The 23512-nt window shown below is 32.6% G+C and carries 19 protein-coding genes and 2 other annotated features; of the genes, 9 read left to right on the top strand and 10 right to left on the bottom strand.

Going from position 1 to position 23512, the window contains the following annotated elements:
* Positions 1-225: 225 nt before the first annotated feature.
* A complete protein-coding gene (locus ACH0CI_RS26295) occupies positions 226-1590 on the bottom strand; it encodes a DNA methyltransferase (protein WP_224980662.1) in 1365 nt (454 codons plus the stop codon).
* On the bottom strand, positions 1583-3469 hold the full coding sequence (locus tag ACH0CI_RS26290; RefSeq protein ID WP_224980660.1) for a DNA methyltransferase: 1887 nt from the start codon (positions 3467-3469) through the stop codon (positions 1583-1585). The genes ACH0CI_RS26295 and ACH0CI_RS26290 overlap by 8 nt, the downstream gene beginning before the upstream one ends.
* Before the next feature lie 504 nt (positions 3470-3973).
* On the opposite strand from ACH0CI_RS26290, the gene ACH0CI_RS26285 reads away from it, so the two are divergent.
* The 3 genes from ACH0CI_RS26285 (at position 3974) to ACH0CI_RS26275 (ending at position 6691) form a co-directional block, all read left to right on the top strand.
* The gene (locus tag ACH0CI_RS26285) at positions 3974-4222 is read left to right on the top strand and encodes a helix-turn-helix domain-containing protein (RefSeq protein WP_224980658.1); all 249 of its coding nucleotides are present in this window, start codon (positions 3974-3976) and stop codon (positions 4220-4222) included.
* Positions 4223-4350: 128 nt separating this feature from the next.
* Complete coding sequence (locus ACH0CI_RS26280; RefSeq protein WP_406902455.1) at positions 4351-5754, top strand: hypothetical protein; 1404 nt, start codon at positions 4351-4353, stop codon at positions 5752-5754.
* A gap of 253 nt (positions 5755-6007) precedes the next feature.
* Entirely contained in the window at positions 6008-6691 is a 684-nt protein-coding gene (locus tag ACH0CI_RS26275) for a hypothetical protein (protein ID WP_200508700.1), read from the top strand.
* Positions 6692-7460: 769 nt separating this feature from the next.
* Here the strand turns inward: ACH0CI_RS26275 and istB are convergent.
* The 4 genes from istB to ACH0CI_RS26255 form a co-directional block, all read right to left on the bottom strand.
* Positions 7461-8219 carry an IS21-like element helper ATPase IstB gene (gene istB / locus ACH0CI_RS26270; RefSeq protein ID WP_221817256.1) on the bottom strand — a complete coding sequence of 253 codons (759 nt, stop codon included), beginning with the start codon at positions 8217-8219 and terminating at the stop codon, positions 7461-7463.
* Positions 8216-9763 (bottom strand): IS21 family transposase, encoded by a 1548-nt coding sequence (gene istA, locus ACH0CI_RS26265; protein WP_205663343.1) that lies wholly within the window; start codon positions 9761-9763, stop codon positions 8216-8218. The genes istB and istA overlap by 4 nt, the downstream gene beginning before the upstream one ends.
* Positions 9764-10241: 478 nt before the next feature.
* The gene (locus ACH0CI_RS26260) at positions 10242-11330 is read right to left on the bottom strand and encodes a DUF4179 domain-containing protein (protein ID WP_406902454.1); all 1089 of its coding nucleotides are present in this window, start codon (positions 11328-11330) and stop codon (positions 10242-10244) included.
* Positions 11314-11856 (bottom strand): sigma-70 family RNA polymerase sigma factor, encoded by a 543-nt coding sequence (locus ACH0CI_RS26255; RefSeq protein ID WP_048018846.1) that lies wholly within the window; start codon positions 11854-11856, stop codon positions 11314-11316. The genes ACH0CI_RS26260 and ACH0CI_RS26255 overlap by 17 nt, the downstream gene beginning before the upstream one ends.
* An 893-nt stretch (positions 11857-12749) precedes the next feature.
* On the opposite strand from ACH0CI_RS26255, the gene ACH0CI_RS26250 reads away from it, so the two are divergent.
* On the top strand, positions 12750-13214 hold the full coding sequence (locus ACH0CI_RS26250; RefSeq protein ID WP_406902453.1) for a MarR family transcriptional regulator: 465 nt from the start codon (positions 12750-12752) through the stop codon (positions 13212-13214).
* Between the two features lie 70 nt (positions 13215-13284).
* On the opposite strand, the gene cypX is transcribed toward ACH0CI_RS26250, so the two are convergent.
* Positions 13285-14508 (bottom strand): pulcherriminic acid synthase, encoded by a 1224-nt coding sequence (gene cypX, locus ACH0CI_RS26245; RefSeq protein WP_098113965.1) that lies wholly within the window; start codon positions 14506-14508, stop codon positions 13285-13287.
* A gap of 33 nt (positions 14509-14541) precedes the next feature.
* On the bottom strand, positions 14542-15255 hold the full coding sequence (locus tag ACH0CI_RS26240; RefSeq protein ID WP_098113966.1) for a tRNA-dependent cyclodipeptide synthase: 714 nt from the start codon (positions 15253-15255) through the stop codon (positions 14542-14544).
* A gap of 268 nt (positions 15256-15523) precedes the next feature.
* On the opposite strand from ACH0CI_RS26240, the gene ACH0CI_RS26235 reads away from it, so the two are divergent.
* The 5 genes from ACH0CI_RS26235 to ACH0CI_RS26215 all read left to right on the top strand — a co-directional run bounded on the left by ACH0CI_RS26235 (position 15524) and on the right by ACH0CI_RS26215 (position 21027).
* Positions 15524-16009: a MarR family transcriptional regulator gene (locus ACH0CI_RS26235; RefSeq protein WP_098113967.1), complete on the top strand. Its 486-nt coding sequence runs from the start codon at positions 15524-15526 to the stop codon at positions 16007-16009.
* A 73-nt stretch (positions 16010-16082) separates the two neighbouring features.
* On the top strand, positions 16083-17297 hold the full coding sequence (locus ACH0CI_RS26230) for an MFS transporter (protein ID WP_098113968.1): 1215 nt from the start codon (positions 16083-16085) through the stop codon (positions 17295-17297).
* Between the two features lie 90 nt (positions 17298-17387).
* Positions 17388-17615: a binding site (T-box leader), on the top strand.
* Positions 17616-17653: 38 nt separating this feature from the next.
* Positions 17654-17880, top strand: a binding site (T-box leader).
* Positions 17881-17931: 51 nt separating this feature from the next.
* Complete coding sequence (gene thrS, locus ACH0CI_RS26225; RefSeq protein WP_406902452.1) at positions 17932-19857, top strand: threonine--tRNA ligase; 1926 nt, start codon at positions 17932-17934, stop codon at positions 19855-19857.
* Positions 19858-20425: 568 nt separating this feature from the next.
* On the top strand, positions 20426-20638 hold the full coding sequence (locus tag ACH0CI_RS26220; protein ID WP_335387703.1) for a hypothetical protein: 213 nt from the start codon (positions 20426-20428) through the stop codon (positions 20636-20638).
* Between the two features lie 104 nt (positions 20639-20742).
* A complete protein-coding gene (locus ACH0CI_RS26215) occupies positions 20743-21027 on the top strand; it encodes an AbrB/MazE/SpoVT family DNA-binding domain-containing protein (protein WP_335387701.1) in 285 nt (94 codons plus the stop codon).
* Between the two features lie 21 nt (positions 21028-21048).
* Here ACH0CI_RS26215 and ACH0CI_RS26210 read toward each other — a convergent pair whose 3' ends face one another.
* Both ACH0CI_RS26210 and ACH0CI_RS26205 read right to left on the bottom strand, forming a co-directional pair.
* Positions 21049-21693 (bottom strand): hypothetical protein, encoded by a 645-nt coding sequence (locus tag ACH0CI_RS26210; protein WP_335387699.1) that lies wholly within the window; start codon positions 21691-21693, stop codon positions 21049-21051.
* 474 nt (positions 21694-22167) lie between these two features.
* Complete coding sequence (locus tag ACH0CI_RS26205) at positions 22168-23070, bottom strand: Rpn family recombination-promoting nuclease/putative transposase (RefSeq protein ID WP_047751996.1); 903 nt, start codon at positions 23068-23070, stop codon at positions 22168-22170.
* Between the last annotated feature and the right edge of the window lie 442 nt (positions 23071-23512).

Below are 23512 nucleotides of genomic sequence, written 5' to 3'. Positions count from 1 at the left end.
AGATAGAGTTAAATTTGTTCATAAATGATTCTCCTAATATATGTTTTTATCTCCGTATAAATACTTAAGTCGCGTGTAAATTAGACTCAAAGTGTATTTTATTTTTTTTACGCAATAATGTCAAATAATTTACTCAATTTAAACAGAATAATAACGAAAAGCGCTACTCCTACGAGTAGCGCTTAAAATAATAATAATTCAGTATTGAATTTTTTTGCGTATATATTATAGCTTCTCTAGGACAACTATGCTTTCTCTTAATGATTCCGAAAGATAGGGGAATCGTTGAATTTGTTGACCAGAAGTTTTAGCTCGACGACAAATGATAATCTCACTGACTTTAAATCCTACTTCTTCCCCTAAATATCCGAGAAAAAGGTCAGTTGGGATAATCTTCCCTAAATAAGAACTTTGATCTACCACGATGTAACATTTTTTTCCTCTAGGTAAAGATAAAGCACATTGCTCAACTATATTTTTCATATCATAAAAGTAGCCTTTTATCATTTTAGGTACTTTTCTTGTTCTATGATCTTTCCTGCCAGTTATACTTTCCTTTTCTGGAATGGAGTCTTCAATTTCTTGAGCAATAGCTTCAATATAATAATCAACATCTAAAGAAAGTGATACACCACTTACAAAGGAACGTACTGCTCGATCTCTTAATTTTTTTAAGTCACTTGTAGTTTCAATAAAATCACCAATTGCTAATTCCATTTTATATGATTCAAAGTAATCAAATGAATTTGCATAAGGAGGAGAAAAAATAATAGCTCCTGGGGTCTTTTTGGTTTTATAACTATATAAGTCGACATGATGTTTTAAATTAAGTGAACTATCTGCTACCGCCCAACCTGTGGCATCTGACTTAACTCTTATAATTCTCAAATCCGACTGAATCGACAGCATTTTTTGATAGAAATAATTATATACATCTTCTACCTTACTAACAGCCTTCTTTAATCCATTTCCATCTCTCTTACGATCTGAACAATCTTCAATAATGGAAAGAAAACCTGTCATAAATAAATCTTTCACTTTTTGATTTTTTATAGTTTGAATATAAAACTTAATTGTCAATAACTGTTGGAGATTTGTATCTTTAAAATACTTACGAATTAAAGGAAATTCCTCTAAGTCAATAGAATCAATGTTTTCTTCATTTAAATGTGATATAGCATCAATATTCTCCGAAAGTATATCAAGGTCAGAATCTGAATAGTTATTAGACTTAACTCGAGAAATATAAGCAGACATTGGGTTTATATCTACCCCTAATCCATGGTGACCATTAAGGGCTGCTTCTACAAGAGTAGTTCCTGATCCACAAAAAGGATCAATAACAAATTCCTCTGTGGTAATTCTACTACGTTTAATTAATTCTCTAACCAATGCATGTGAGTATCCTTCACGATATTTAAACCATCCATGGTATGCTATAGAGGCATTTTTAGAGAAATTAACTTCATTTTTAAATAACTCAATTTCATCAACAACAGGATACTTTTTTTCCAAGCTTATGATAAAATCTCTTAATTTTTCATTTTGATAAATATCGTATTTATTTATATTTTCTATAAGGTTAAGCATTTAAGTATTCACCTTCTTTTTTACACCAAATCTCGTCTTTGAATACATAATTTTTTTTAAGAATGTTATCAATAAACTCGTTTGATTGGGTTTCGAAATTTTCAAGATTATCTTGATTATGATTTATATCATGTATAGCAAGCTCTAGAATGACATTCGTTAATTCAGAAAAGATTGCTTCATACAATTCTGTAGTTCTATAGGTTTCTTTTATTGTAAATAACTTCTCTAAAATCCCTTCTACTGTTACCTTAATTAATTCAGCATAATCTGTATTATCTAAGTTTAAATTTAGATCTGGAGTACCTTTCTTAAAGGAATAGATAAAGTCTCCATGAATGTTACCCGAGAAGCGAAGGTGCGCGGTGTTTTTATAAGATCCAATAAAATCTTGAAATATTACGCCGTTAGTAGGTAAATGAAATCCTGCTCTAGCTACTGCTTTCAGAAGAGCAATAAAGACTTTCAAATTTTTGTTGTTAAATGTAAACACAAGGTAACCATCATCTTTCAGCACACGATTACATTCTTTAAATATTTGAAATAGGGTTTCCTCATAGTGGTCAAGATCTTTAAAGCCTTCGATATTTTTTTTTCTATTCATAATAGCTTCTTGATCAGAATAAATAAAAGAATCTATATTTCGATAGTATTTATACCAAACATTCCAGAAAGCAGATAGCTCGCCGTATTGAACATTACTTCCATAAGGAGGATCCGTAATTACTGCAGAAACTGACTTATCAGGTATAGGGAGATTAGATGAACTTTGATTTAAAATCATGTAGTCCTTGTTACTTTGTAGTTCCCTAAAATTATAGGCTTTCTCAATATCTTTTTTTATATGATCTCTCGTATAAGTAAGACCTTTAATGACTGCTTGCATACGATTCTTCAATTTATCTAAGACAGACACTTCTACATATTGATTCGGCAGCCAGTAAGCATGCTTATCCATAGAAGTGGGATTCCCATTCTCCCAATTTTCTGTTACTCGAGACATCTTATTTGTATATCGAAGAGAAGCACTAAAGGCAAAGTACAAACAATCCACTTCATCGTGTGAGAGAGTTTTTCTCATTTTAAGGATTTCATTAAAGATAATTACATTTAACACATAGTTTCTCTCAGTAAATAAGTCTTTAAAACTGTTTATTCCTTTATCAATCAGTTTATCTTCATGTGTTCGATCCCAATTTTCCGGGATTAGGGCATCTGGTAGCACCATTTCTTTATCGAGATACTTAATATAATCTTTCGCTAATATTTCCTTTTTTTCCATGTCGTTCAACTTATGAAGCAGAGGCTTCTCTCCATCAGTCGGTCTAACTTTAACACGGAGGGGTACGCTGGCCAGTGGCTTACAGGCTGTTCTTTTTACTCCCATGTGAGAAGAACATGCTTCATTTGGACATTTATACACACCATTTCTTATCTTATTATCCTCAGATAAAATAATTTCATTTGCGCATGTAGGGCATTGAACTGTATATGCCCACTCTATCCATTCAATCTTTTCCTTTTTTCCTGCAAGGCTCATTTCATATAAAAAACCATATTTTTCTTCTAGTGTTTTAAGAAATTCCTTCATCATCATGTCAACTTTTTCTATATCTATTTTCTTTATTTGCATCTCTGTGGTAAGGGTAGCTAGAGGGTTTAGGTCTACACCAATCACTTTTCGTTCCAAGTAAAGACTTTCGAAGATGGTAACCCCTCCACCGCAAAATACATCTAGAACGATATCCTGACTATCAGTGTAGTGATCAATTAAATTCCGAAAGACATTATAAGGGCGTCTAGCAAAGTATTTGTGCATTTTATATTGAGCTGTATGTGCTTTTGCTTTTATTGATTGTGTTAAAACTGTTTTACTCATGAAAACCTCCTAAATCATAGCCGTTCTTTATAGACAGCCATTAATTATATCATAAATATTTATAAAAGAATTTTTGGGAAACTGGTGTTTAAAAACCTTATAAGTATAACATTCCATTCATTGGTTAAAATTTAATGTTGAGAAAATATTATAAGCATAATACCTCTTCAGGTGTAGATATTGGAGGCTATACGACTAGCATGCTTTTTCAAAACAAATTAAAACTAAAAAACGTCAAAGTGCTAGCGTGGAAATTGGTTTTCTCTTAAAAGCGAGAAAATAATTTTCTGTTATGTAAAAGGAAACAAATCCTACCGAATGTAAGTTTTCTTTTCTTAAATTAGTAGTTCACTCATTATTACTATAGATTAGAAATTCACCTCTTTGTTTAACGAATAACGATTAACGTTTTATGATATAACTATAAGGTATTTAATTTATATTGTCAAACGATAAATAAAAAACGATAAACATTTTATGTTATAATCACTTTGAGGTGAAGAAATGATACGATTTAAATTATCCAATGTTTTAGAAGTGCATGACATTACTAGAAATGCGTTAGCAAGAGAAGCAAAAGTTCGACCAAATGCTGTATATGAAATGTGTGATAATCAAACTAAAAGGGTAGATTTACAGACGCTTGATAAGTTGATAGTAACTTTGAATGAGCTAACGAAAAAAGAGATCAACCTAAATGACATACTAGAATACATACCGAATTCTAAAAATGCAGAGAAGACAAAGAACTAAAGGTAGACGAAGATAAATGTTTTATTTGGGTTAAAACAAAGCAAAGCAGATTTTTAGTCAAACTACATTACATTTATTAACATAAAGATAGGAACCATTTATCTGAAGATAAAGGAGGGGAATTATACATGGATTATTTATCTTTATTAATGCGTGCAGTTATTGATGAGGTATCCAAATTACGCCTCTTATTAGTATTTAATGAATATATGGAATGTGACTTAGAGAGTACAGTGATGGATCTCTATAAGGAGCATTATAAGGATAAAGATGTACAAGAAACTATAAGAATTTTAAAGAAAGATTTTCTTAATCGTACAAAACGAAGATGGTTAAATGCCGCCGTAAGGGATTATAAAGAAAAAAAATCCACAAAAAACAAAGAACTCCTTGGAGAATACAATTCACTTATATCGTATTATAAAACTAATGGTAAAGAGCTCTTTTCTCAACAATTTGGAGATCTAAATTCTCCAGAAGTTGTCATAAAACAAAGAATACAAGTATTAAAAGATTGGTGCAATGAAGAGGAATCACTGCTAACTGATTATCCATATATCCATCAAAAGACCAATAAGCAAATAAAAAAAGCTATAAATACGGATATTTCTATTATTATAGGTTTAACCATTCTTAGTCCGTCTTTACGAAATATCGATCAATGCATTATCGAAAGCCCTCTTTCTACTGTCGAAAATCCCTTCTTTTCTAATTCAAGAGCAAAACTACATATAGAAAATCCTTTATTAGAGATGGAGGGAAAAGAGTATTTTTCTAGTGTTTATAATTTAGAGGATGGTACTAATTATGAATTACTAATAGAGAAAGACTATGCAGAAGAAGGCACAAAAATCAGTGATCTAGATCGCTTCGATTATAAAGTATTTTTAGAAATAATGAGTCAGCGCGATGAATTATTTGCTACACAAAAGATTATTAATGTTCATATTGGAGATCTTGTTAAATCCTTATATCAAACAGCTAGTGCAAGTAATTATCGAGCGATAGAAGATCGAATCATAAAGATGAAACACTATAGCATGACAAAGGTGGAACATAATAAAAAAGTTGCGTATGGTATTTTTGATTATGTCGACATTACCACAAATCCTAATGGTACAAGATTTGCAGAAATTCATGTAAATGAAGTTATATATAGAGATTATATTCAACGTCAAACTGTTCGAATCTACAAAAATAAGGTGGAGAAATTAAGCTTAGATGCTTCTTATCATTTATTATTTGTAATGCAGAAGGACAGACTTATATGTTACGAAACAAAGTCTCCTTATAATGTAACAAGAGATTATTTATACTTTGCTACAAAAATTCGATTCAGAAAAAGACATAAAAAAGAAAATCTTATAGAGATTGAAAAAGCATTAGATGAACTTGTGAAGCAAAAATTAGTTGTTGAATCCTATCAGAGGTACGGTAAAAATTTCTTAATCAACTTTATTCCTCTTGAAGAAGAAGAAATAAGAGATTTATTAACAGGAGACTATGAATACATACCACTTTCCGTATGTTAATATCAAATAACTTAAATATTTATTCTTTAGTATAGCCAAACGATTGATAATATGATCTAGCTCTGTATCTTTAAATTTTGAGCTTACTATATAAAACTTGAAATCAAAAACTTAAGCTAACTTTAAGCTCACATCTTCTCTATAGTGTGAGCTTTTTTTATTTTTCGCTCCAATGGAGCAGGAGTGGCTGAACTTAAAGTAGAAATAAGGTTTAGATGGAAATTTTGTAATATATTAAAGGAGTATGAAGAATTTGAATATAACTATTGAAGATTATCTAACGCAGACTAAATATATATGTGAGGGATTGATAGAGCTAATTAGTAAGATAGCTGCCGATAAAATGCAAATAGATTCAATAAAGGCTGTAATTCCTTTATACGAGAAAAAAGCAGAAATGCTTGCTCAAGGAGCTATAGAAAAACGGAAAACAGATAAAGCACAGTCTTTAAAAGAAATGGCTGAGGCGGCAGGATATGGAATAGCCGCAAGAAAAAGTCATGAAAGAGTAAATAAAGTAGATGGAACATATAATAATGCTCTCTTTATAACAAATGGCCCCCTTGAGTCTGTATCACAAGCTTTATTGCAGATTGCTAAACAGGGTATTTCCTCAACTTATAAGGTGAATAGCAAAAAAAGGTGTATGACAGCTTTTGATGATACTGGTAAAGTAATGCCTCAAAGATATAATGTTTCCATTCTAGATATAATTTGGGAGGGTAGAAACCAATCTATTCATTATGAAGATGGTAAAAAGCTTCACGATAATGTTAAATTATGTTTTGATTCATTACTTCGAAATGGATCTTATGATGTTTGTACATCTCTGATAGGCTATGATAATGGAGAGAATAAAGCATATGAAATAATAAAAGTTTTAGGTTGGACAGATTATAAGCAATTTTATAATGATATGATGTCACTTTCTCTTTAAGCAGTTGGTTCTATACGTTTAGGATAAGATTTTAACTGAAGTAAGTTCATTGGTGTGTAAAAGAAAGAAAAATAATTGCTACTCAATGTTTTTCTCATATAGAATTGAATAATGAGTTCCATATTACCATTGAGGAAGCGACAATTGGAAGATATTATTTGTTAAATTCACGACTTATTGTAGATATGAAAATGTAAGATAATATACAGGGAATTTATTTTAAGACGCCCTTATAGGGGGTCTCTTTTTTATTTAATTAGCTGCCTATTTAACTTTAAACTCCCATAAAAACTGTTCTAATCGAGGATGTTTTTCTTAACCTTGTTTTATGAAAACTAAAGTTAACATAAAAAAACACTGTATTTTTATCTGTCTCAATAAAAAAATGAATTTGTACTATATTCGTGGCAAATAAATTTAATCATGCTCTTCCTTCATTCCCATCCTCTACTTTACAGTAAACTACAATATGTTTTATCAAAGCTTATTTGATGGGATGAAATTCAACTCCTATACAACTAATAATTTTGCCATTTGATAAACAAATATATTTCTTATACTCATCGGCAACCTTGTCTTTTGAAGAGACATAAGATAGAAGTCTTTTTATTCATAGATCAATTTTTGTAAAATTAAACTCTTTCACCTTTATCTCCTTTTCTTCAAAGAGGATTAGCTGCCCTTTTAAATTTTGATATCTTGTTATATAAATTTTATTAGGGATCTGTAGACGTCAAGTCGAATTTTACACTTTTTGCTTATTTGCTTTTTACACTTCTGCTGAAAATACACTTTTTCGATGTTTCATTCGATAACTATCTCCATCCATATGAATGACTTCTACACGATGAAGTAAACGATCTAAAATTGCAGTGGTAATTCCTTGATCTCCCATTAATTCACCCCACTGTTCAGGGCTTTTATTGGATGTGAGAATGATGGAACTTCGTTCATACAAATGATTAATTAAATGAAAAAACAAATTTGCTTCTCGCTGATCCATTGCCATATACATTAAATCATCAATAATGACCAGATCGGCGCCTCTTAATCGCTTTAGCTGCACTTTTGATTTATTTAGAAATTCTTCCGTTTTTAAAAGATGAATAAGCTCACCCATAGTTACGAAATAGACGTTGAAACCTCTGTGAATAGACTCAATTCCCAAACCGATTGCTAAAAATGTTTTACCAACGCCTGGCGGTCCCAATAAAATTAAATTATACTGCTGCTCAAGCCAGTTTAGCTCTGCGAGCTGGGTCAATTGGCGCCCCGTTAAAGCTCTTTGCTCTTCTAAATTAAATTCACTTAATGACTTCACGTAAGGGAAGTGCGCCCACTTCATTCTTCTTTCTAAACTCTTTACTTCACGTTTTCTCAGTTCATAACGTGTGATAGATTCAAGAAATTCTAAATACGTCCAAGAAGATTTTTCAGCCTCACGTAGGAGCTTTGGTAGCTCCTCAGCTGTTTCCGATAACCTTAATTGGCGAAAGTGCTCCTGCAAGTCATTTACAGTCTTATTCACTGTGGTTCACCCCCTAAAATACTTGTGTAAGCAGTAAGGGAGCGAGTTGTCACTATGATGTTGTCTTTACCTGAATGTTTTATAAAGGGAGGCTTCACCTTTTGGGTGCATTCAGTTTGTAATGCATCTTGATGGTTTGCGATATCCCGAAAGTCATTGGCGCTGTAAAGTTTATCTATGATGCATTTAGTCAAAGTGTCTTCAATCCACATTGGGTATTTCTCAATGACGTTTTGAATAATTATGAGCTGATCACGCCGATACCGTGGGTATCTTAAACAAATTTCATTTAAATAAAAAGTTGCACGTTCCTGATCTTCAAAATGTGAAACCAGTTGTTTCTTAAATTCTTCAATACCTTTTGAGCGATCCCGGATATGATGTAGATGTTGAATAAGCTTTCCCTTTTCATTACTAATGCTATGTTCAGCAATTACTTCTCCCTCTAACTGTTTCCGGATAATCAGCGTTGGCGGTTGGCTCGAAGTGACTTCAATAAAAACCTCATTATCAGAGGCTGCACTATACGTTCCGAGAGGAACGGAATAACGGTTTGATTTGAACCGTATTGTATTGTCCTTACTAATATTCCTTGTTATACTTGGGGTAATGACGCTTTCATATGAAAGTGGTGAAGAGACGGGCTGTAAGTGTTGCTTTTCGACGGGGAACACTTCAGCTGGTCTTTTTTTCGTTGTCTGATGAACATGTTGATTTCCAGTGCGATGTAGCCACTGTAACGCACGGTTATTCCAATCTTCAATATTGCTAAATACTCGGCTATCTGCGAAATTTCCCTTTATGTACTTTACAACATTCTCAATCATTCCTTTTGATTCTGGGTCTGCCTTACGACATAAATGAACTTTAAACTTACGCTCATTTACATAGCTTTGAAACTCAGAAGTTAAAAGTAGCTGACCTGAATTTTCGCTTACTGTAATTAAACGATCCTGATCATACACAATTTCTTCTGTACGTCCTCCGTAAAATTGAAATGCATTTTCATGACATCGAATGGCATCATTTGTTGTAAAAGGCCGGTCCTGCCACTCCATGTATTTGTATCGAGAGTGAGCTAAGACAAAAGCGATGAAATATAGTTTGATTTCATTCTTTTCAGTTGTCTTCTGTTTCGTTTCTCCCCAATCCACCTGGATTTGCTTACCCATAGGTTGTTCAGGGATTGCTTCATATTGCCGAATTATTACTTTTTTCTCAATCTGATAAATCTCCCGCATCTCTTTCACATATGCTCTTACTGTACTCTCGCCCACAACTAAATCGGGATAACGCTCTAAGAGCCAATCGTGGATTTGTGCTGCACTGAGATGAGGGTATTCTTCAAGCCAAGCGATAATCCAGTCCCTGTAGGGATCCAACTTCTTACCTTTACCTTGAAGCTGTTCCATGTATGCTTTTGTCTCTTCAAATGTCATTTTTAAATATTTATAAACGGTTGGTCTTGATACTTTGAGCTCCTGTGCAATTTGAGATACTTTAAACTTCCGTTGATGTAGTTGTTGAATATTTAAATAAAGCATTAACTTCTCCTCCAAGACGCTGTCCCCCCAGTAAAATAACACATTCTATTATTTTACTAGAGTTCTAGCTTATTGAAGCAAAAGTGTAAAATTACATTGAGCAAAAACTGTCAATTATATTCTAGCGTTTACATAGCTGCTGTTCTCTCTTTTATTGGTATTATATTTAGAATAATTTATGGTCAAATAATTGGAGATAAAGATATTCAAATAGAAAGTCTTATCGGACTTTTCATTGGTTTCTTTATTTCAATTTTTATAATCTATTATTTCAGAGATTATCGTAAAACAAACAAGTAACTTTACAATATAAAGCTTAAAATGCTTTGCCGATGCTATTCATTTCTAGTCAACATAATCCAGATTATAGGAACAGAACTCACTAACCCTTTTGTAGCGCAAAGGGACAATGAGTTCTGTTCCTATAATTAATGCAGCTTTTAAGAACTAAAAATTATTTCTTAAAAGCTGCGTATAATTACTGAGGTATCTTTACTTTAAAAGATTTAAATTTAACAGGTTTTGAAGAACCACCCTTAAATCCTATCTCTTTTGACTCACCATTTTCATCGTACTCCACTCCTCCACCTTGTGACGGAAGGAATAAATAAGGAGTAACAGTCAATTCGGTAACGTTTGAGCTGAGTGGGTCAAACTTTTTATTACTGGTAAACACTAGTTTATCTTTTACTTGTCTACCTTCTGCTCCACCTGAATAACTCTTAATCTTTTTACCATCTTGATCAACTATTTTAAGCTCTATATTTCCAGCTCTACTTGCTTCGAAGTCCTCTCCTTTTTCAGAACTCTCATAAGATATACTAGTCCCCGTTTTACTGAAGGATAAGTCATCAATATTAAGGCCAATGCCGTCTACATTTTGTGAATAATGTATTGGAACCTTCTTAACATCTTTAATTTTTTTGACTGGATTTGAGAAATACCACGTTTCTCCGTTTTGTCCATGCAGGATTAATCCAAGCTCAAAAGCATTTGGCATATCTTTAGATATGTTTATTTCCTGAATGGCGGTTCGAGTTGTAGGAGATTGGACTTTTTCTTCATATCCACCCGATCCACCAATTGTCTTCCCATTCACAGTATAATCCATTCCACTACCGCAACAGTATTCTTCTAACTTTTTGTCTGATTTTATAATATAACTAAGTCTAATGCCACTTTGGTCGTATAAAATTTCTTCAAGCGTCACAGAGATTCCATTGACAGTCTGTGTCTCTCCAACTTGGCTGACTAACCCATTTTTCTGAGCTTGTTTCAAACCAACATAATTAGAATCTGCAAAAATAGAACCGATAACAGGTATTTGAGACAAGGTGCTTGCTAGAGCTGGAGATTGATAAGAAGAAGCAACTAATAGTCCAAAAGCGACTGCCACACTAGACATAGCATATAAGCCTTTTCTTTTTTTATTGCTAATTTTATGGCTATATTTATAACTTATCTTGTTGCTATTCATTTGTGATTCTGCTTGGCTAAGACCTGCTTGAATAGCTAATCGAACCTGTTCTTTAGGAAATTTTTCTACCTGCTCACGAGATTCTTTCATTTAATTTATAGCTCCTTTCTAATTCACTTCTCAATTTTTTCTTTGCTCTACGTAGATACGTTTTTACTGTACCAATTGGTTTCTCCATCACATCCGAAATATCCTGAATGGATAGATCGTGATAGTAAAATAAGATAATAGATGTTTGATAAGATGAATTAAGCTTAGATAATGCCTCACTTAAATGAAAAGATTCAATTTCTCTTTCTTGTTTCTCATCTAACCTCTTTAACAATTCATGCTCTTCGTAAGGCACGATTTGTTCCCGTTTCTTTAATAGCTTGTAACACTCTCGTATAAGAATTTTAAATAGCCAAGTTGAAAAATACTCTGGTTCTCTCAATTTACCTATCGCCAAAAATGCTTTACATGCTGTTTCTTGTATGACATCAAGAGCATCTTCCTTTGTTCCAACATAAGAAAGAGCTTTATAATAAAGCATTTTCTCTTCTTGGAAAAGTAATTCTTCAAAAGCCTTAGCGTCTCCACTAATTGCTTTTTTTACTGTATGTATATCATGTTTCACAGTATTACCACTCCTTTCATTAATTAGAGTCGTCTCGACACACGAAAAGTTTCACTATCTTCATTTTTTTAAAAAAATAAAATATTTTTTATAATGTATACCATATACAAGGTTAGTTACCATAATGGATTTTATCGGCAATAACGCAAAAAAAGAGGAAAGTTTAGACTTTCCTCTTTTTTATATTCCTAAAGATAAAGCTAGCTATAAATAAAACTACAAATAAGATCGTTAAATCAAAAATTACTGGATCTCCTGATTGATTAGTTTCATCTACAATTATTACTTGTTGAAATAATAACATCGCTCCAATTATTACAAAGAATAAAGAATTGAATAGTACATAGCTATTAGCTTTGATTTTATTGCTCAAAAAAACTACATATACAAAATTACATACTAAAAATATAGTTATTAAATAATAAATGGGTCTAAAAAGTGTAAAGGTTTCCCCAAGCATTTATATAGTCCTCTCTCTTTCCTATTTCAATCTCTTATAATCAATATATTTCCATTTTATCAAATAATTGAGTTTCTTTCATCATGCATATCATATACAACGTTAGTTAACATAATCACTCTTTCCGGAACACATCACAAAAAGGAACCCTTGATAATGAAGCGATCACAGAAAGAAGAATTTTATCGATTATGCAGGCTTTTATACATCGTTGATATGACGGAGTTCTCTTTATAGGTAATTGAGGAAATGATGCATAAAAAGGGGACTATTTATACATCATTTTTTTATAAATAAAGATAGTATAAGCTACCGAGAAGTTATAATATAGAAAAAGACTAAACTAAATGAACTTGACAACAAAATTATTAACCAGTAAACTATTTTATATAGTTAACCAGTTAACAATTATATTAAAGAAGGTGGGTTTCGTATGGAAGCTCTTCAGAAACAAGCGTTTCAAGCTATTGAGTGTTTAATTATGACTAGAGAAAAAAAGGTCCAAAGTAGGAAAGTGTTAGCTAACAAACTAACTCAAAGTGTAAATAATACAAATAAAAAATGGACAATTACTCAATTACATATTGTTTCATTAATAAATAAAGATAAGTATGTAAACAATGCTTTTCTTTCTAAAGAACTTAATATCTCAAAAGCTGCAATATCTAAGGCTATTAATACTCTTTTGCAGTATGGCATCGTTACGGCTCACAAAAATGCTAATAATAATAGGGAAACCTTTTACTCTTTAACAGAGGAAGGGGAAGAGTTAGCCACTATTCATGATAAAATGCATGAAATAGCAAATGAAAGGTATGAAGAATTACTTAATAAGTTTTCAGACGTAGAATTAAAGGTAATTATAAAATTTTTAAATGAGTGGACCAAACAAATATAGAAATAGGCTTACGACATGCCTAATGAGCACGCCGTAAGTCCACTTATCTAATTGTCTGAAAGTTAACAACTTACTCTTTAATAGGATCAAACGTCAATGGAAGAGAAACAGGTCCACGTGTATAAAGACCACTTTCTTTGTACTGGAAACTTTCTTCTAATTTCATATTTTTTAGTTGATCTAAAACAATGTTAGCTACTACTTCAATTTCTGTTCCTGCAAATGCTGCTCCTACACAATTATGTATGCCAGAACCGAAAGCCACATGTCGAGCAATACCTGTAAACGCAGTTTTAACGTCAAGGTCTGGACGGTGAATGTTAAAAGTATCAGGATTATCAAATGCTTCAGGATCTCGATTGGCAGCTCCAATCATACAGAATACTGTTGAACCTTTAGGTAGTAATTTATCGGCAATTTTCGCATCTTGCGATAATTGCCTTGGTATAAGTTGTACTGGTGGTTTAAACCTTAGAGTTTCGGCAATTGCTCTTGATAATAATGAACGATCTTCCATCACATCTTGCATTTGTAACGGATTATTTAATAAATAATACATCAATAAAGCCAATGTCTTGTCTGCAGGTTCGGTAGCTGCTAATAGTACATTAAGGATAAGTGCCAAAATGTTCGTGTCGGACATCTCAACTCCTTCATACTCAGACTTACATAATATTGAAATGAGATCTGATTTTGGGTTTTGTCGACGCTCTTCTATAATGGGTAAAAGGTAGTTTGCTAGTTGTTCACTGCACCATAATGAATGAGAACGTTCTTCAGATGACAACTGTATAGTAGTGATAAAGTTAGCAACTCCACTATGCCAATCTGCGATAAGTTGATGATCTTTTTTGTTAAGTCCTAGCATATCCATCGTGACATATACAGCAAAAGTTTTTCCAAAATCGTTAACTAAGTCAATTCTACCTTTACTTAAGTGTGGTGATAATAACACTTCTGCGTTTTCTTTAATTAAAGGAATGAGTCTCTTAAGTGAATCACCTATAAAGCTTTTTACTACAATTTTACGTTTTGCTGTATGTTCCTTTCCTTTCATTTGTGCAAGGACAGGTCCACGCATTACAGGTTCCGCACGTTTAGCAAGAGATTTAGTCGTAAAGATTTCTGTATTCTGTAATACATACCTCACGTCTTTATATCGGCTAATAAAATAGCTATCAATATTTTGCTCATAATGGATAGGATCGAAATCGCGAAGTTCTGAAAAATATCGGTATGGATCTTGATGAAACTGTTCTGATAAGATACTAAAGGTTTTAAATGATGTATTCAAGACGGTTCCTCCTAAAAGTTTAAAGGTGTAAATTTAATGAATTTCATCGACAGTTATATATCCTTGATTTTGTTGCATTCTAATTGAAAATTGCTCATCTTTTATTTGTTCACCTAGTTTCCAAGGTTTATGGTAAGCAAGTACAGTTTCTTGAATACCCAAGATGTTAGGTGCTCCAATAAAGAACGGCAGTTCAGCCAAAACATATTGCACAGCATTATGTAACATTTCTGAAGTAATAACTGAAATATCCATATTTGTTCCAGATGCTCTTCCTACAATTGCTGCATGTGACATTTCTAAACAAGCATTTTGAAAGTTTGGTTGATGTAAAAAACTTTCTTCAATCTTAGTGCGCATATCACAATATACCGGTTGAGTAAGAAAGTCTGAAAATGTATAAATAGCTTCAGGGTTACCACCATGAGCTTTGAGAGCTCTTTCGGCAAATCGACGATTTCTGTTTACTTCTTTTCTCACTTTACGCTCAGCTTTCACCCTAGAAGTTCCTAAAGCTTCTAAAAGGTTTGCGGCCTCATTTCCAGCTAAGAGAACAGAGACATCCTTAAACTCTTTAATGCTCCACTCAATTAGTCGATAAATATATTCTTCTGAAAATCTACTGTTAAAGGGGCTAATTCCGATTAATATGTGGTTTCTTCTTTCAAAAATTCTCTGGCAATTTTGTGATAAGGGTTCAATAGCAAATAAAGGCTTAGCTATTTTTTCTAAAAGAATTTGTGACATAGCTATTTCAACTCCTATGATTAAACGATTAATGTTCACTAGTAAACAAAAACTATTTTAAATCCAAATATTTGTAAAAGTCAATGTTTTTTCTTTATTTTGTAAATTTATAAGCGTTTTTTCTGCAAATATAGTAGGTTTTAATTACTATGAAATCTGATTTTATTGTATAAAATAGAGATTTTACATTCATTTAATAGCTTATTAGTAGTATAATGTTTACTGGTGAACATTAATTATTTATACATTAGAAAGGTAAGGAACTAATATGTCTCTATTATCTAAACAGTTAATATACGAAAATTATTTGCAATTATTACACCTGAACGAACAAAAAGCTGATTCAGTTTCCCAAACTTTTTTTGATTATCTTGATGAAAAAGAACTGAACGAAATAGGAACATTACCCAGTAACATGAGCAGCATCCACGTGATTGAATGCATTGGAAATAATGGACCTATAAATAACATAGGGATTGCGACTAGGATGAATTTATCTAAAGCAAATATCACGAAAATTACCCGAACGTTAACGAAAGATGAGTTAATTAAAAGATTCCAATTGGCAGACAATAAAAAAGAGGTCTACTTTAAGTTAACAGCAAAAGGAAAACAAGTTTTCGAACTTCACGAAAAACTACATAGCAGAAGGAAACGACAATTTTATGATTTAATTGATGATTTCTCTGATGACAAACAAAAAATTATATTAGAGTTCCTTGAAACTATGATTAATAAATTAAGACAAGAATAGACACATTAGGTGCTTTTAGAATGTCAAACATACTTTTATATGGAAAAACTTATTTACAAGGTAGGAGATTTATATGGGACATACAAATACAAAACCTATTTTTATCTTATACGTCGTTTGTATAAGTGCATTTTTTGCATCTTTAAATCAAAATATTTATTCGCCTATTATTCCGTTAATTAAGGATTCATTTGATGTAAGCACAACATTAGTTAATTTAACTGTTTCATTGTTCATCTTTATTACAGCTATTATGCAAATAGTCTACGGGACTATTCTTGACTTTAAAGGAAGTCGTCTTATTCTTCTCCCTAATCTCATACTTACAGTGTTGGCTAGTATTGGGTGTGCTGTTACGAGTAACTTTACATTGTTTCTTGTTTTTCGATCTTTGCAAGCCCTCGGAACCGCAGCCATTCCATTGATTGCAGCTGCTACAATAACGGATCTTTTTGATGGGGAAGAACGTGGTAGTGCTATGGGAACTTATCAAACCTTGTTATCTATTGCTCCTGCAGTAGCTCCTATTTTAGGAGGATTTATAGGAGACCGATACAATTATGATGGTGTTTTCTGGTCATTAGTGGGTATATCTATTCTTTTACTTATTATCAATATGTTGTTTTTTCCTAAAGACCAGAAAAAGCACAAGACAAGCAAGAGGAACGGTCTTCATTTTTACCTTGTAATGGCGAAGGATAAGATGGGAAGTGTATTGTTGTCATTAAGCTTCTTGAACTTTTTGATTTACTTTTCTATCCTGGTTTATCTCCCCGTTTTATTAACAGACCACTACCATCTAAACCTAAAACTTGTTGGCTTGCTTTATCTTCCTATGACGCTAAGCCTTATAGCCGGAAGCCTATTATTCAAATACATTCAAAAGAAGATTTCTCTTATAAATGTATTTACCTTTACTAATTTTTTAATCGCTTTTAGTATTATAGGATTTGGACTCACACATACTGCTTCCTTATCCCTTATGTCACTAAGCCTATTCATTTATGGGATGGGAATTGGTATTTTAACACCTTCCTATGCAACTATATTGACTCATCAATTTGAGCAAAATCGAGCTAGTGCTATGGGAGTATTTAACTTTGTGAGATATATCGGTATGTCTATAGGCCCTCTTGTGTCAGGTACATTACTAGGAGTTTTGAGAAGTGAAATAATGTTCACAATGTTCGGTGTTATGTTTGGTATTATAAGTATCTTTGGATATTTACTAGTGTACAACACAAAAAATATAGATAAAAATAGCCGTACCAATAAGCCATCTTTTTAAATGAAAATATCTAATTAATTACATATTTAGAATTAAGTATTGACATTTACAAATAATATAAATTATAATTCTATTTATTGGAAATGAACATGTTGAGCGTTGAAAAGGACACGAATTATTTTTATATTTCTTTACAGAGAATAGGGCCTTTGGCTGTGAGCCCTTAAGAAAGAGAAATAATTTACCACCTTGGAGCTATTGTGGGGAAATATGTAGATAGAGTAACCTCAATCGGGAAATCCGTTATCTTTTTGAGAATATAACACTTTTAGTGTTTTATAAAATTAGGGTGGTACCACGACCGCACTCGTCCCTGTTAGAGGGATGAGTGCGGTTTTTTATGTTCAAAAATAAATAGATAAGCAACGAAAAGGACATGAATTATTTTTATACTTCTTTGCAGAGAATAGGGTCTTTGGCTGTGAGCCCTTAAGAAAGAGAAATAATTTACCACCTTGGAGCTTTATTAGTGAACTAGTAGTAATTAATAACGTTTGCGACGTTACAGCACCAGAGCCATCGATATATTTATATTGATGGGAATTTGGGTGGTACCACGTGTGAAAACATACTCGTCCCTTACTTAGGGATGAGTATGTTTTTTTTTGACTTTATTTAAATAGGAGAGGTTATCATGAGTAAAGATTTAATTCAAATTCGCTTTTTAGATGGAAATGAGAAAGAATTTTCAAAAGGTATTACATTACATGCTATTGCAGAATCGATTAGTTCTAGCCTAAAGAAGAAAGCCGTTGCCGGTAAAGTAAATGGAGAATTATATGACTTGCATCGATCTATTAATCAAGATGCAGAAATTGAAATCTTAACAGTAGATTCTGAAGAAGGTCTGGAAATTATGAGGCATACAACAGCTCACATACTTGCTCAGGCAGTAAAAAGAGTACATAAGAGTGTAAAATTAGGTGTAGGACCAGTTATTGAAGATGGATTTTATTACGATATGGATCTTTCTACAACGATTGCTTCTAATGAGTTACTACAACTTGAACATGAAATGAAGAAAATTATTAATGAAAATCATCCTATTGAACGTACTGAAGTGACACGCAGTGAAGCTGAAAGAATATTTAGCGAGATAAACGACGAGTTGAAACTCGAATTATTACGTGATATCCCTATGAATGAAACAGTTACGATTTATAAACAAGGGGAATTTTTCGATTTATGTCGAGGCCCACATCTTCCTTCTACTGGAATGGTTAAGGCGTTTAAATTAACAAAAGTATCAGGGGCATACTGGAGAGGTAACAGCGATAACCAAATGTTACAACGTGTATATGGCGTGGCTTTTCGTTCTCAAAAACAGTTAAATGAGTATGTAATGTTTCTAGAAGAAGCAGCTAAAAGAGACCATCGAAAATTGGGAAATGAACTAGAATTATTTATGTTTTCTGATGAAGCACCAGGAATGCCTTTTTATTTAGCTAAAGGACAAATGGTTAAAAATCAGCTGGAGCAGTTCCTGCGATCCGTTCAAGAAAAGCATCATTATGAGGAAGTACGTACTCCTTTTATGATGAATCAACAATTATGGGAAAAGTCTGGTCACTGGGATCATTATAAGGATAATATGTATTTTTCAGAAGTGGATAATGCTAAATTTGCACTAAAGCCCATGAACTGTCCTGGTCATATGCTTATCTTTAAAAATAAGCTCCATTCCTATAGAGATTTACCCATTCGAATGGGAGAATTCGGTCAAGTTCACCGTCACGAATTCAGTGGGGCTCTAAATGGATTATTAAGAGTACGTACGTTTTGTCAGGACGATGCTCATATCTTTGTTACTCCTGAACAAATTGAAAGTGAAATTAAATCGGTCATTGAATTAGTGGATTATATCTACAAAACATTTGGTTTTGAATATAGTATTGAACTTTCAACTCGACCAGAAGACTCAATGGGAGAGGATAGCTTATGGGAACTTGCTGAAAGTTCTTTAGAAAACGTATTAAAAAGTTTGAACTTCAACTATAAAGTTAATGAAGGCGACGGAGCATTTTATGGTCCTAAAATCGATTTTCATATTAAGGATGCTTTAAAAAGAAGTCATCAATGTGCAACAATTCAATTAGACTTCCAGCTTCCAGAAAAATTTGATTTAAATTATATTAATGAAAAGAACGAAAAACAGCGTCCGGTTGTCATTCACCGTGCTATTTTTGGATCTCTTGACCGTTTCTTTGGCATTTTAATTGAGCACTTTGGAGGTGTCTTCCCAACATGGTTGGCACCTGTACAGGTAAAGGTTATTCCAGTTTCCCTAAAGGTTCATCAGGAATATGCACAAGAGATTAAAGAAGCTCTAGGAAAGAAAGGGATTCGAGTAGAATTAGATACTCGAGAACAAAAGCTCGGATATAAGATTCGAGAAGCTCAAGTGGCGAAGGTTCCTTATATTTTGGTATTAGGAGATAAGGAAATGGAAAGCAACTCCGTAAATGTACGAAAACACGGTGAGGAAAAGTCTGAAACTTTCAATTTAGATAGCTTTATTGAAAAACTTCAGGATGAAATTGTTGAAAAGAAACTTAGATAATGAAAAAAAGAAGGTTCCTTAACATTCGACAAGGAACCTTCTTTTTTTTCAATAACAATTTTTATGATAGCAGGATCTTGAAGGATTGATGATAGTAAAAATAAAAAAATTTAAAACGCTGAAATTCGCATTAATTATTCTTGCTCTATTTAAAATTAAAGATCTCCTTTGAGGACGTTTCTCTACTTATTAAATAGAATAAAAAATTTTATAGTCCGTAAAAGTATACCTTTACGGACTGTGTGTTTTTTTATATGAAACCTATCACTTTTATAGTTCGTTTTAATTTAAAAACAAATTACGAACGTTTTCATAAGTGTATACACTTTTATGAACGTTCAATTATATATTCGCATAAAAGTTTTATAAGGTTAGCGAATGTATATAGCTATGGATTGGAAGGAGTTCGTTTAGTGCAGAATTAAAATAAAAAGCAGCATTCTCATGTATAAATGGCATGGGCATGCAGCTTTTTTCTGCAAATATAGTTATATACTTTTTCTTTTACAATTTACACTATTAACCCTTATTATGGAATTAAACTTAAAATAAGGTGGGAGATGCTTGTATGAGAGCTAAGATTGAGAAAGCGAACCATGTAGTGATGTTTGAAACAACTGGTGAGTTTTATGCACATGAAGTGACTCAAGGTCCTAAAGTGGGTTTCTTTGCTTGCCCCTCTTGTGGAGTGAAAGTTTATCATAAACAAGATCATTTCTTTTCCCGTGAACATGCAAATACGTGTACTTACGTACAAGAGCAATCTAAGACAAAGTTTTAAAACTGTATCCTAAAATCTAGTTTGCACATTTATTATTGGTCATATTATACATTTATAGTATAATATGAAAGTTGTGCTTATGAACATATAAAAGGAGAGTCAGCATGAAAGGACTAAGTACGTTGAGAAGGATAGATGCAGTGGGGCGCATAGTAATTCCCATTGAGTTAAGAAATCTAATGGATATAGATAAAGATGATGAAGTAGAGATTTTATTGGAAGATGATCATATAGAGATAAAAAAATACAGAGAATCTAATGAATGTCTGATTACAGGTGAGATAACGCCTCAAAACCGTAGATATGCAAATAGCATGGTTCTAAGTCCGTTAGGCGCAAAAATTTTATATAATGAAATAAAAGACAAGCAAAAAACCTTTGAATCTTAGATTCAAAGGTTTTTTATTGAATTATTTTTTATTCTGTATACTTTCTAACCAGTTTTGTACAGAAGACCCTAAGCTAGTTGCTCCTACCTTTAGTTCATCCATAATATAAGAAATTAGATTGTGTAAACTGTACTCTTCCTTATAAGGGTTATTTTTATTGATGAATTTTAGGACTTCTTTTAACTCTTTTATCCTCCCCTGGTCCAATTCTTCTTCTAAATGCCGAGTCATGTATTCATCAACAAAATCTGAATTCCTTATACTTGCTTCAATTAAGAAAGATGCTGCTAATGCAGGAGAGCAATCTAAAGCATAGGCTAAGCGTTTCAGAATATCATACGTTTCTCCATGTCCATCTTTTAAGCGCGTAGAGACACGCTCTTTCTCAATATTCTTGTATAGATGTCTAATTGGCTCTTTGGACATATCTCCCATATACACAGTGCTGCCAAAGCTAAATCCTCTTCTAAAATAATTTGATAGATAGTTCATTACTTTTGAAGAAGCAAGGCCTGATATACAAATTGATTCAATTACATTTTTTACAGGCGTATTTGTAATGTAAGACAATCGATAAACACATTCTTTAAGATCAATTGGAAGTGATGGTTTTACATCTCGTTTTTTGTCACTTCGAATTTTTCTTTTCTTCTCTTCTACTCTCACATAATCACTCCTAAAATCTAAAATTATCTCTAGGACAATGACTTTTTGTACATACCTAAAACATGTATATGGCAGGGGAGGGAGGAGCATGTATATTTTTTGAGATAGTGGAAAAAACTTATAATACTAGAACATGAGAGGAGTCTTTTGTATGAAAATGACGAAAGAAGAAGCACAAGAAATCGCAAAAAAAATAAAAGAAAACTCTAATAAGTACGGATTACCTGTGAAAAAAAAGAAAAATGCTAGTGCAACTTAAAAGGGGATATATAAGAAAAGGTCTTCAATTTAATAAAAAAAATAAGACTTATATTTTCCTACTATAGTACGCAATAACATTTAGTACGCTGTATAATAAATATAAGCTAACTCAATTACAATAAACTTCAAATTAGACGTACTGATAATGAGGAAGTTAAAAAAAGAGATTGCCTAACAAATTAATTTGTTAGGCAGTCTCTTTTTTAATTGTAATTATTGGTGACGTAATTTATCAATTTCTTCTGGTGTAAGGTTTGTAAATTCAGCGATTGTTTGGGTATCTAAACCCTTTTGAATCATACTTAAGGCCACCTTTATGATCCCTTTCTTTTCACCTATTTCTTCACCTATTTGTTTTCCTTTTTCTTCTCCAAGTTTCTCAGCTCGTTTTAAAGCTGACTTTTCATCTAATAATGCTTTTCTTCGGGCTTCATATGCTAGTAGCACTTCCGGATCTTGACTAACACGTTCCCACTCGTCCATTGCTTTCTTTAATACTTGATCTTCTTGCATCGCAATCTCCTCCAATACCTGAGTGATTTCTTCATCTTCGGATGCTTCAAGTAATAATAACCATCGCACAAGCTGATCTTCCCGTGGATCTACCTCTCTGTTACGCCATTTTATTAATAACTTAGGTAGCTCCATAAAGTGAATTTCCAGCATATCTGTTAAGAGTAATTTTTGCTCTCGCTCATATAACTGAAAAGTGGAGTGATAATCATGAATATGAGATAAATAACGGAAGTTCACAATGTTAATGGTAATCGTTTTACAAAGCTCTCCGTAGTCCATTCCTTCTTTCATTTGACTACTGTACATTTTAGACCAGTAATAGAGTGTTCGTTTTTCCATGTCATGCTTGTTATTAAGCTGAATTTCAATATTAACTCGGCTTCCATCCTCTAACTGTGCGTGTACATCTAAAATAGAGCGTTTATCTTCTTGGTTTTCTTTATTAAAATGCGGATCTAATAACTGCACCGTCTGAATTTTTTTATCATCTGGAAAACGGAGTGCTGCGTTCAAAAAAGCAGCTAAAATAGATTCATTTCCATGTGTGCCAAATAGTGATTTAAATGCAAAGTCGACACGCAAATCTAATCGTTTTGTCATAATACCCTCCATCATTTCCATGTTTGCTATTAGTATACCATGACTATACCGATTCCTTCTATCTAACACTTTAGGAGTAATTTTATTATCAATACAGTATCTGTTACACCTAATTATTGATGTTCTTCAGACAAAGAAGTAAGGAGGGGATTTTGAATAAATAGAAGTACTCGTGCTGATTGTTATTGTTCATAAATAAAATCCTCTTTACCATTATTCTTTTAGTCCAATCAGGTTCTGTATACATATAGAAATACACTAAAAATCAATAGACCATGTAAAGCAAAAAAGCCACTAGAATAGGGACTGCCCCCCTAGAGTGAGACAAATAAAAAACACCTTTAAGTTAAAAAACGGGTATGTATTACCTAACAATAACTTGGAGGTGTTTTTTCTATGGGGACAAGAGTCAGTTATCCGGTAGAAATAAAATTAAAAGCGA

This window comes from Priestia sp. 179-F W1.4 NHS (genome assembly GCF_045369295.1).
GTDB lineage: Bacteria > Bacillota > Bacilli > Bacillales > Bacillaceae_H > Priestia > Priestia zanthoxyli.
Note: the sequence above shows the minus strand (reverse complement) of the source record. Positions and strands in the feature narration are given on the sequence as shown.

Excerpts from the sequence above, each read along its gene's own strand:
- ACH0CI_RS26205 (WP_047751996.1), bottom strand. The coding sequence starts at position 23,070 with ATGACAAAACGATTAGATTTGCGTGTCGACTTTGCATTTAAATCACTA.
- ACH0CI_RS26235 (WP_098113967.1), top strand. The coding sequence starts at position 15,524 with ATGTCTCTATTATCTAAACAGTTAATATACGAAAATTATTTGCAATTA.
- ACH0CI_RS26260 (WP_406902454.1), bottom strand. The coding sequence starts at position 11,330 with ATGAAAGAATCTCGTGAGCAGGTAGAAAAATTTCCTAAAGAACAGGTT.
- ACH0CI_RS26280 (WP_406902455.1), top strand. The coding sequence starts at position 4,351 with ATGGATTATTTATCTTTATTAATGCGTGCAGTTATTGATGAGGTATCC.
- ACH0CI_RS26295 (WP_224980662.1), bottom strand. The coding sequence starts at position 1,590 with ATGCTTAACCTTATAGAAAATATAAATAAATACGATATTTATCAAAAT.
- ACH0CI_RS26240 (WP_098113966.1), bottom strand. The coding sequence starts at position 15,255 with ATGTCACAAATTCTTTTAGAAAAAATAGCTAAGCCTTTATTTGCTATT.
- ACH0CI_RS26250 (WP_406902453.1), top strand. The coding sequence starts at position 12,750 with ATGGAAGCTCTTCAGAAACAAGCGTTTCAAGCTATTGAGTGTTTAATT.
- ACH0CI_RS26220 (WP_335387703.1), top strand. The coding sequence starts at position 20,426 with ATGAGAGCTAAGATTGAGAAAGCGAACCATGTAGTGATGTTTGAAACA.
- ACH0CI_RS26290 (WP_224980660.1), bottom strand. The coding sequence starts at position 3,469 with ATGAGTAAAACAGTTTTAACACAATCAATAAAAGCAAAAGCACATACA.
- ACH0CI_RS26230 (WP_098113968.1), top strand. The coding sequence starts at position 16,083 with ATGGGACATACAAATACAAAACCTATTTTTATCTTATACGTCGTTTGT.
- istA (WP_205663343.1), bottom strand. The coding sequence starts at position 9,763 with ATGCTTTATTTAAATATTCAACAACTACATCAACGGAAGTTTAAAGTA.
- ACH0CI_RS26215 (WP_335387701.1), top strand. The coding sequence starts at position 20,743 with ATGAAAGGACTAAGTACGTTGAGAAGGATAGATGCAGTGGGGCGCATA.
- thrS (WP_406902452.1), top strand. The coding sequence starts at position 17,932 with ATGAGTAAAGATTTAATTCAAATTCGCTTTTTAGATGGAAATGAGAAA.
- ACH0CI_RS26285 (WP_224980658.1), top strand. The coding sequence starts at position 3,974 with ATGATACGATTTAAATTATCCAATGTTTTAGAAGTGCATGACATTACT.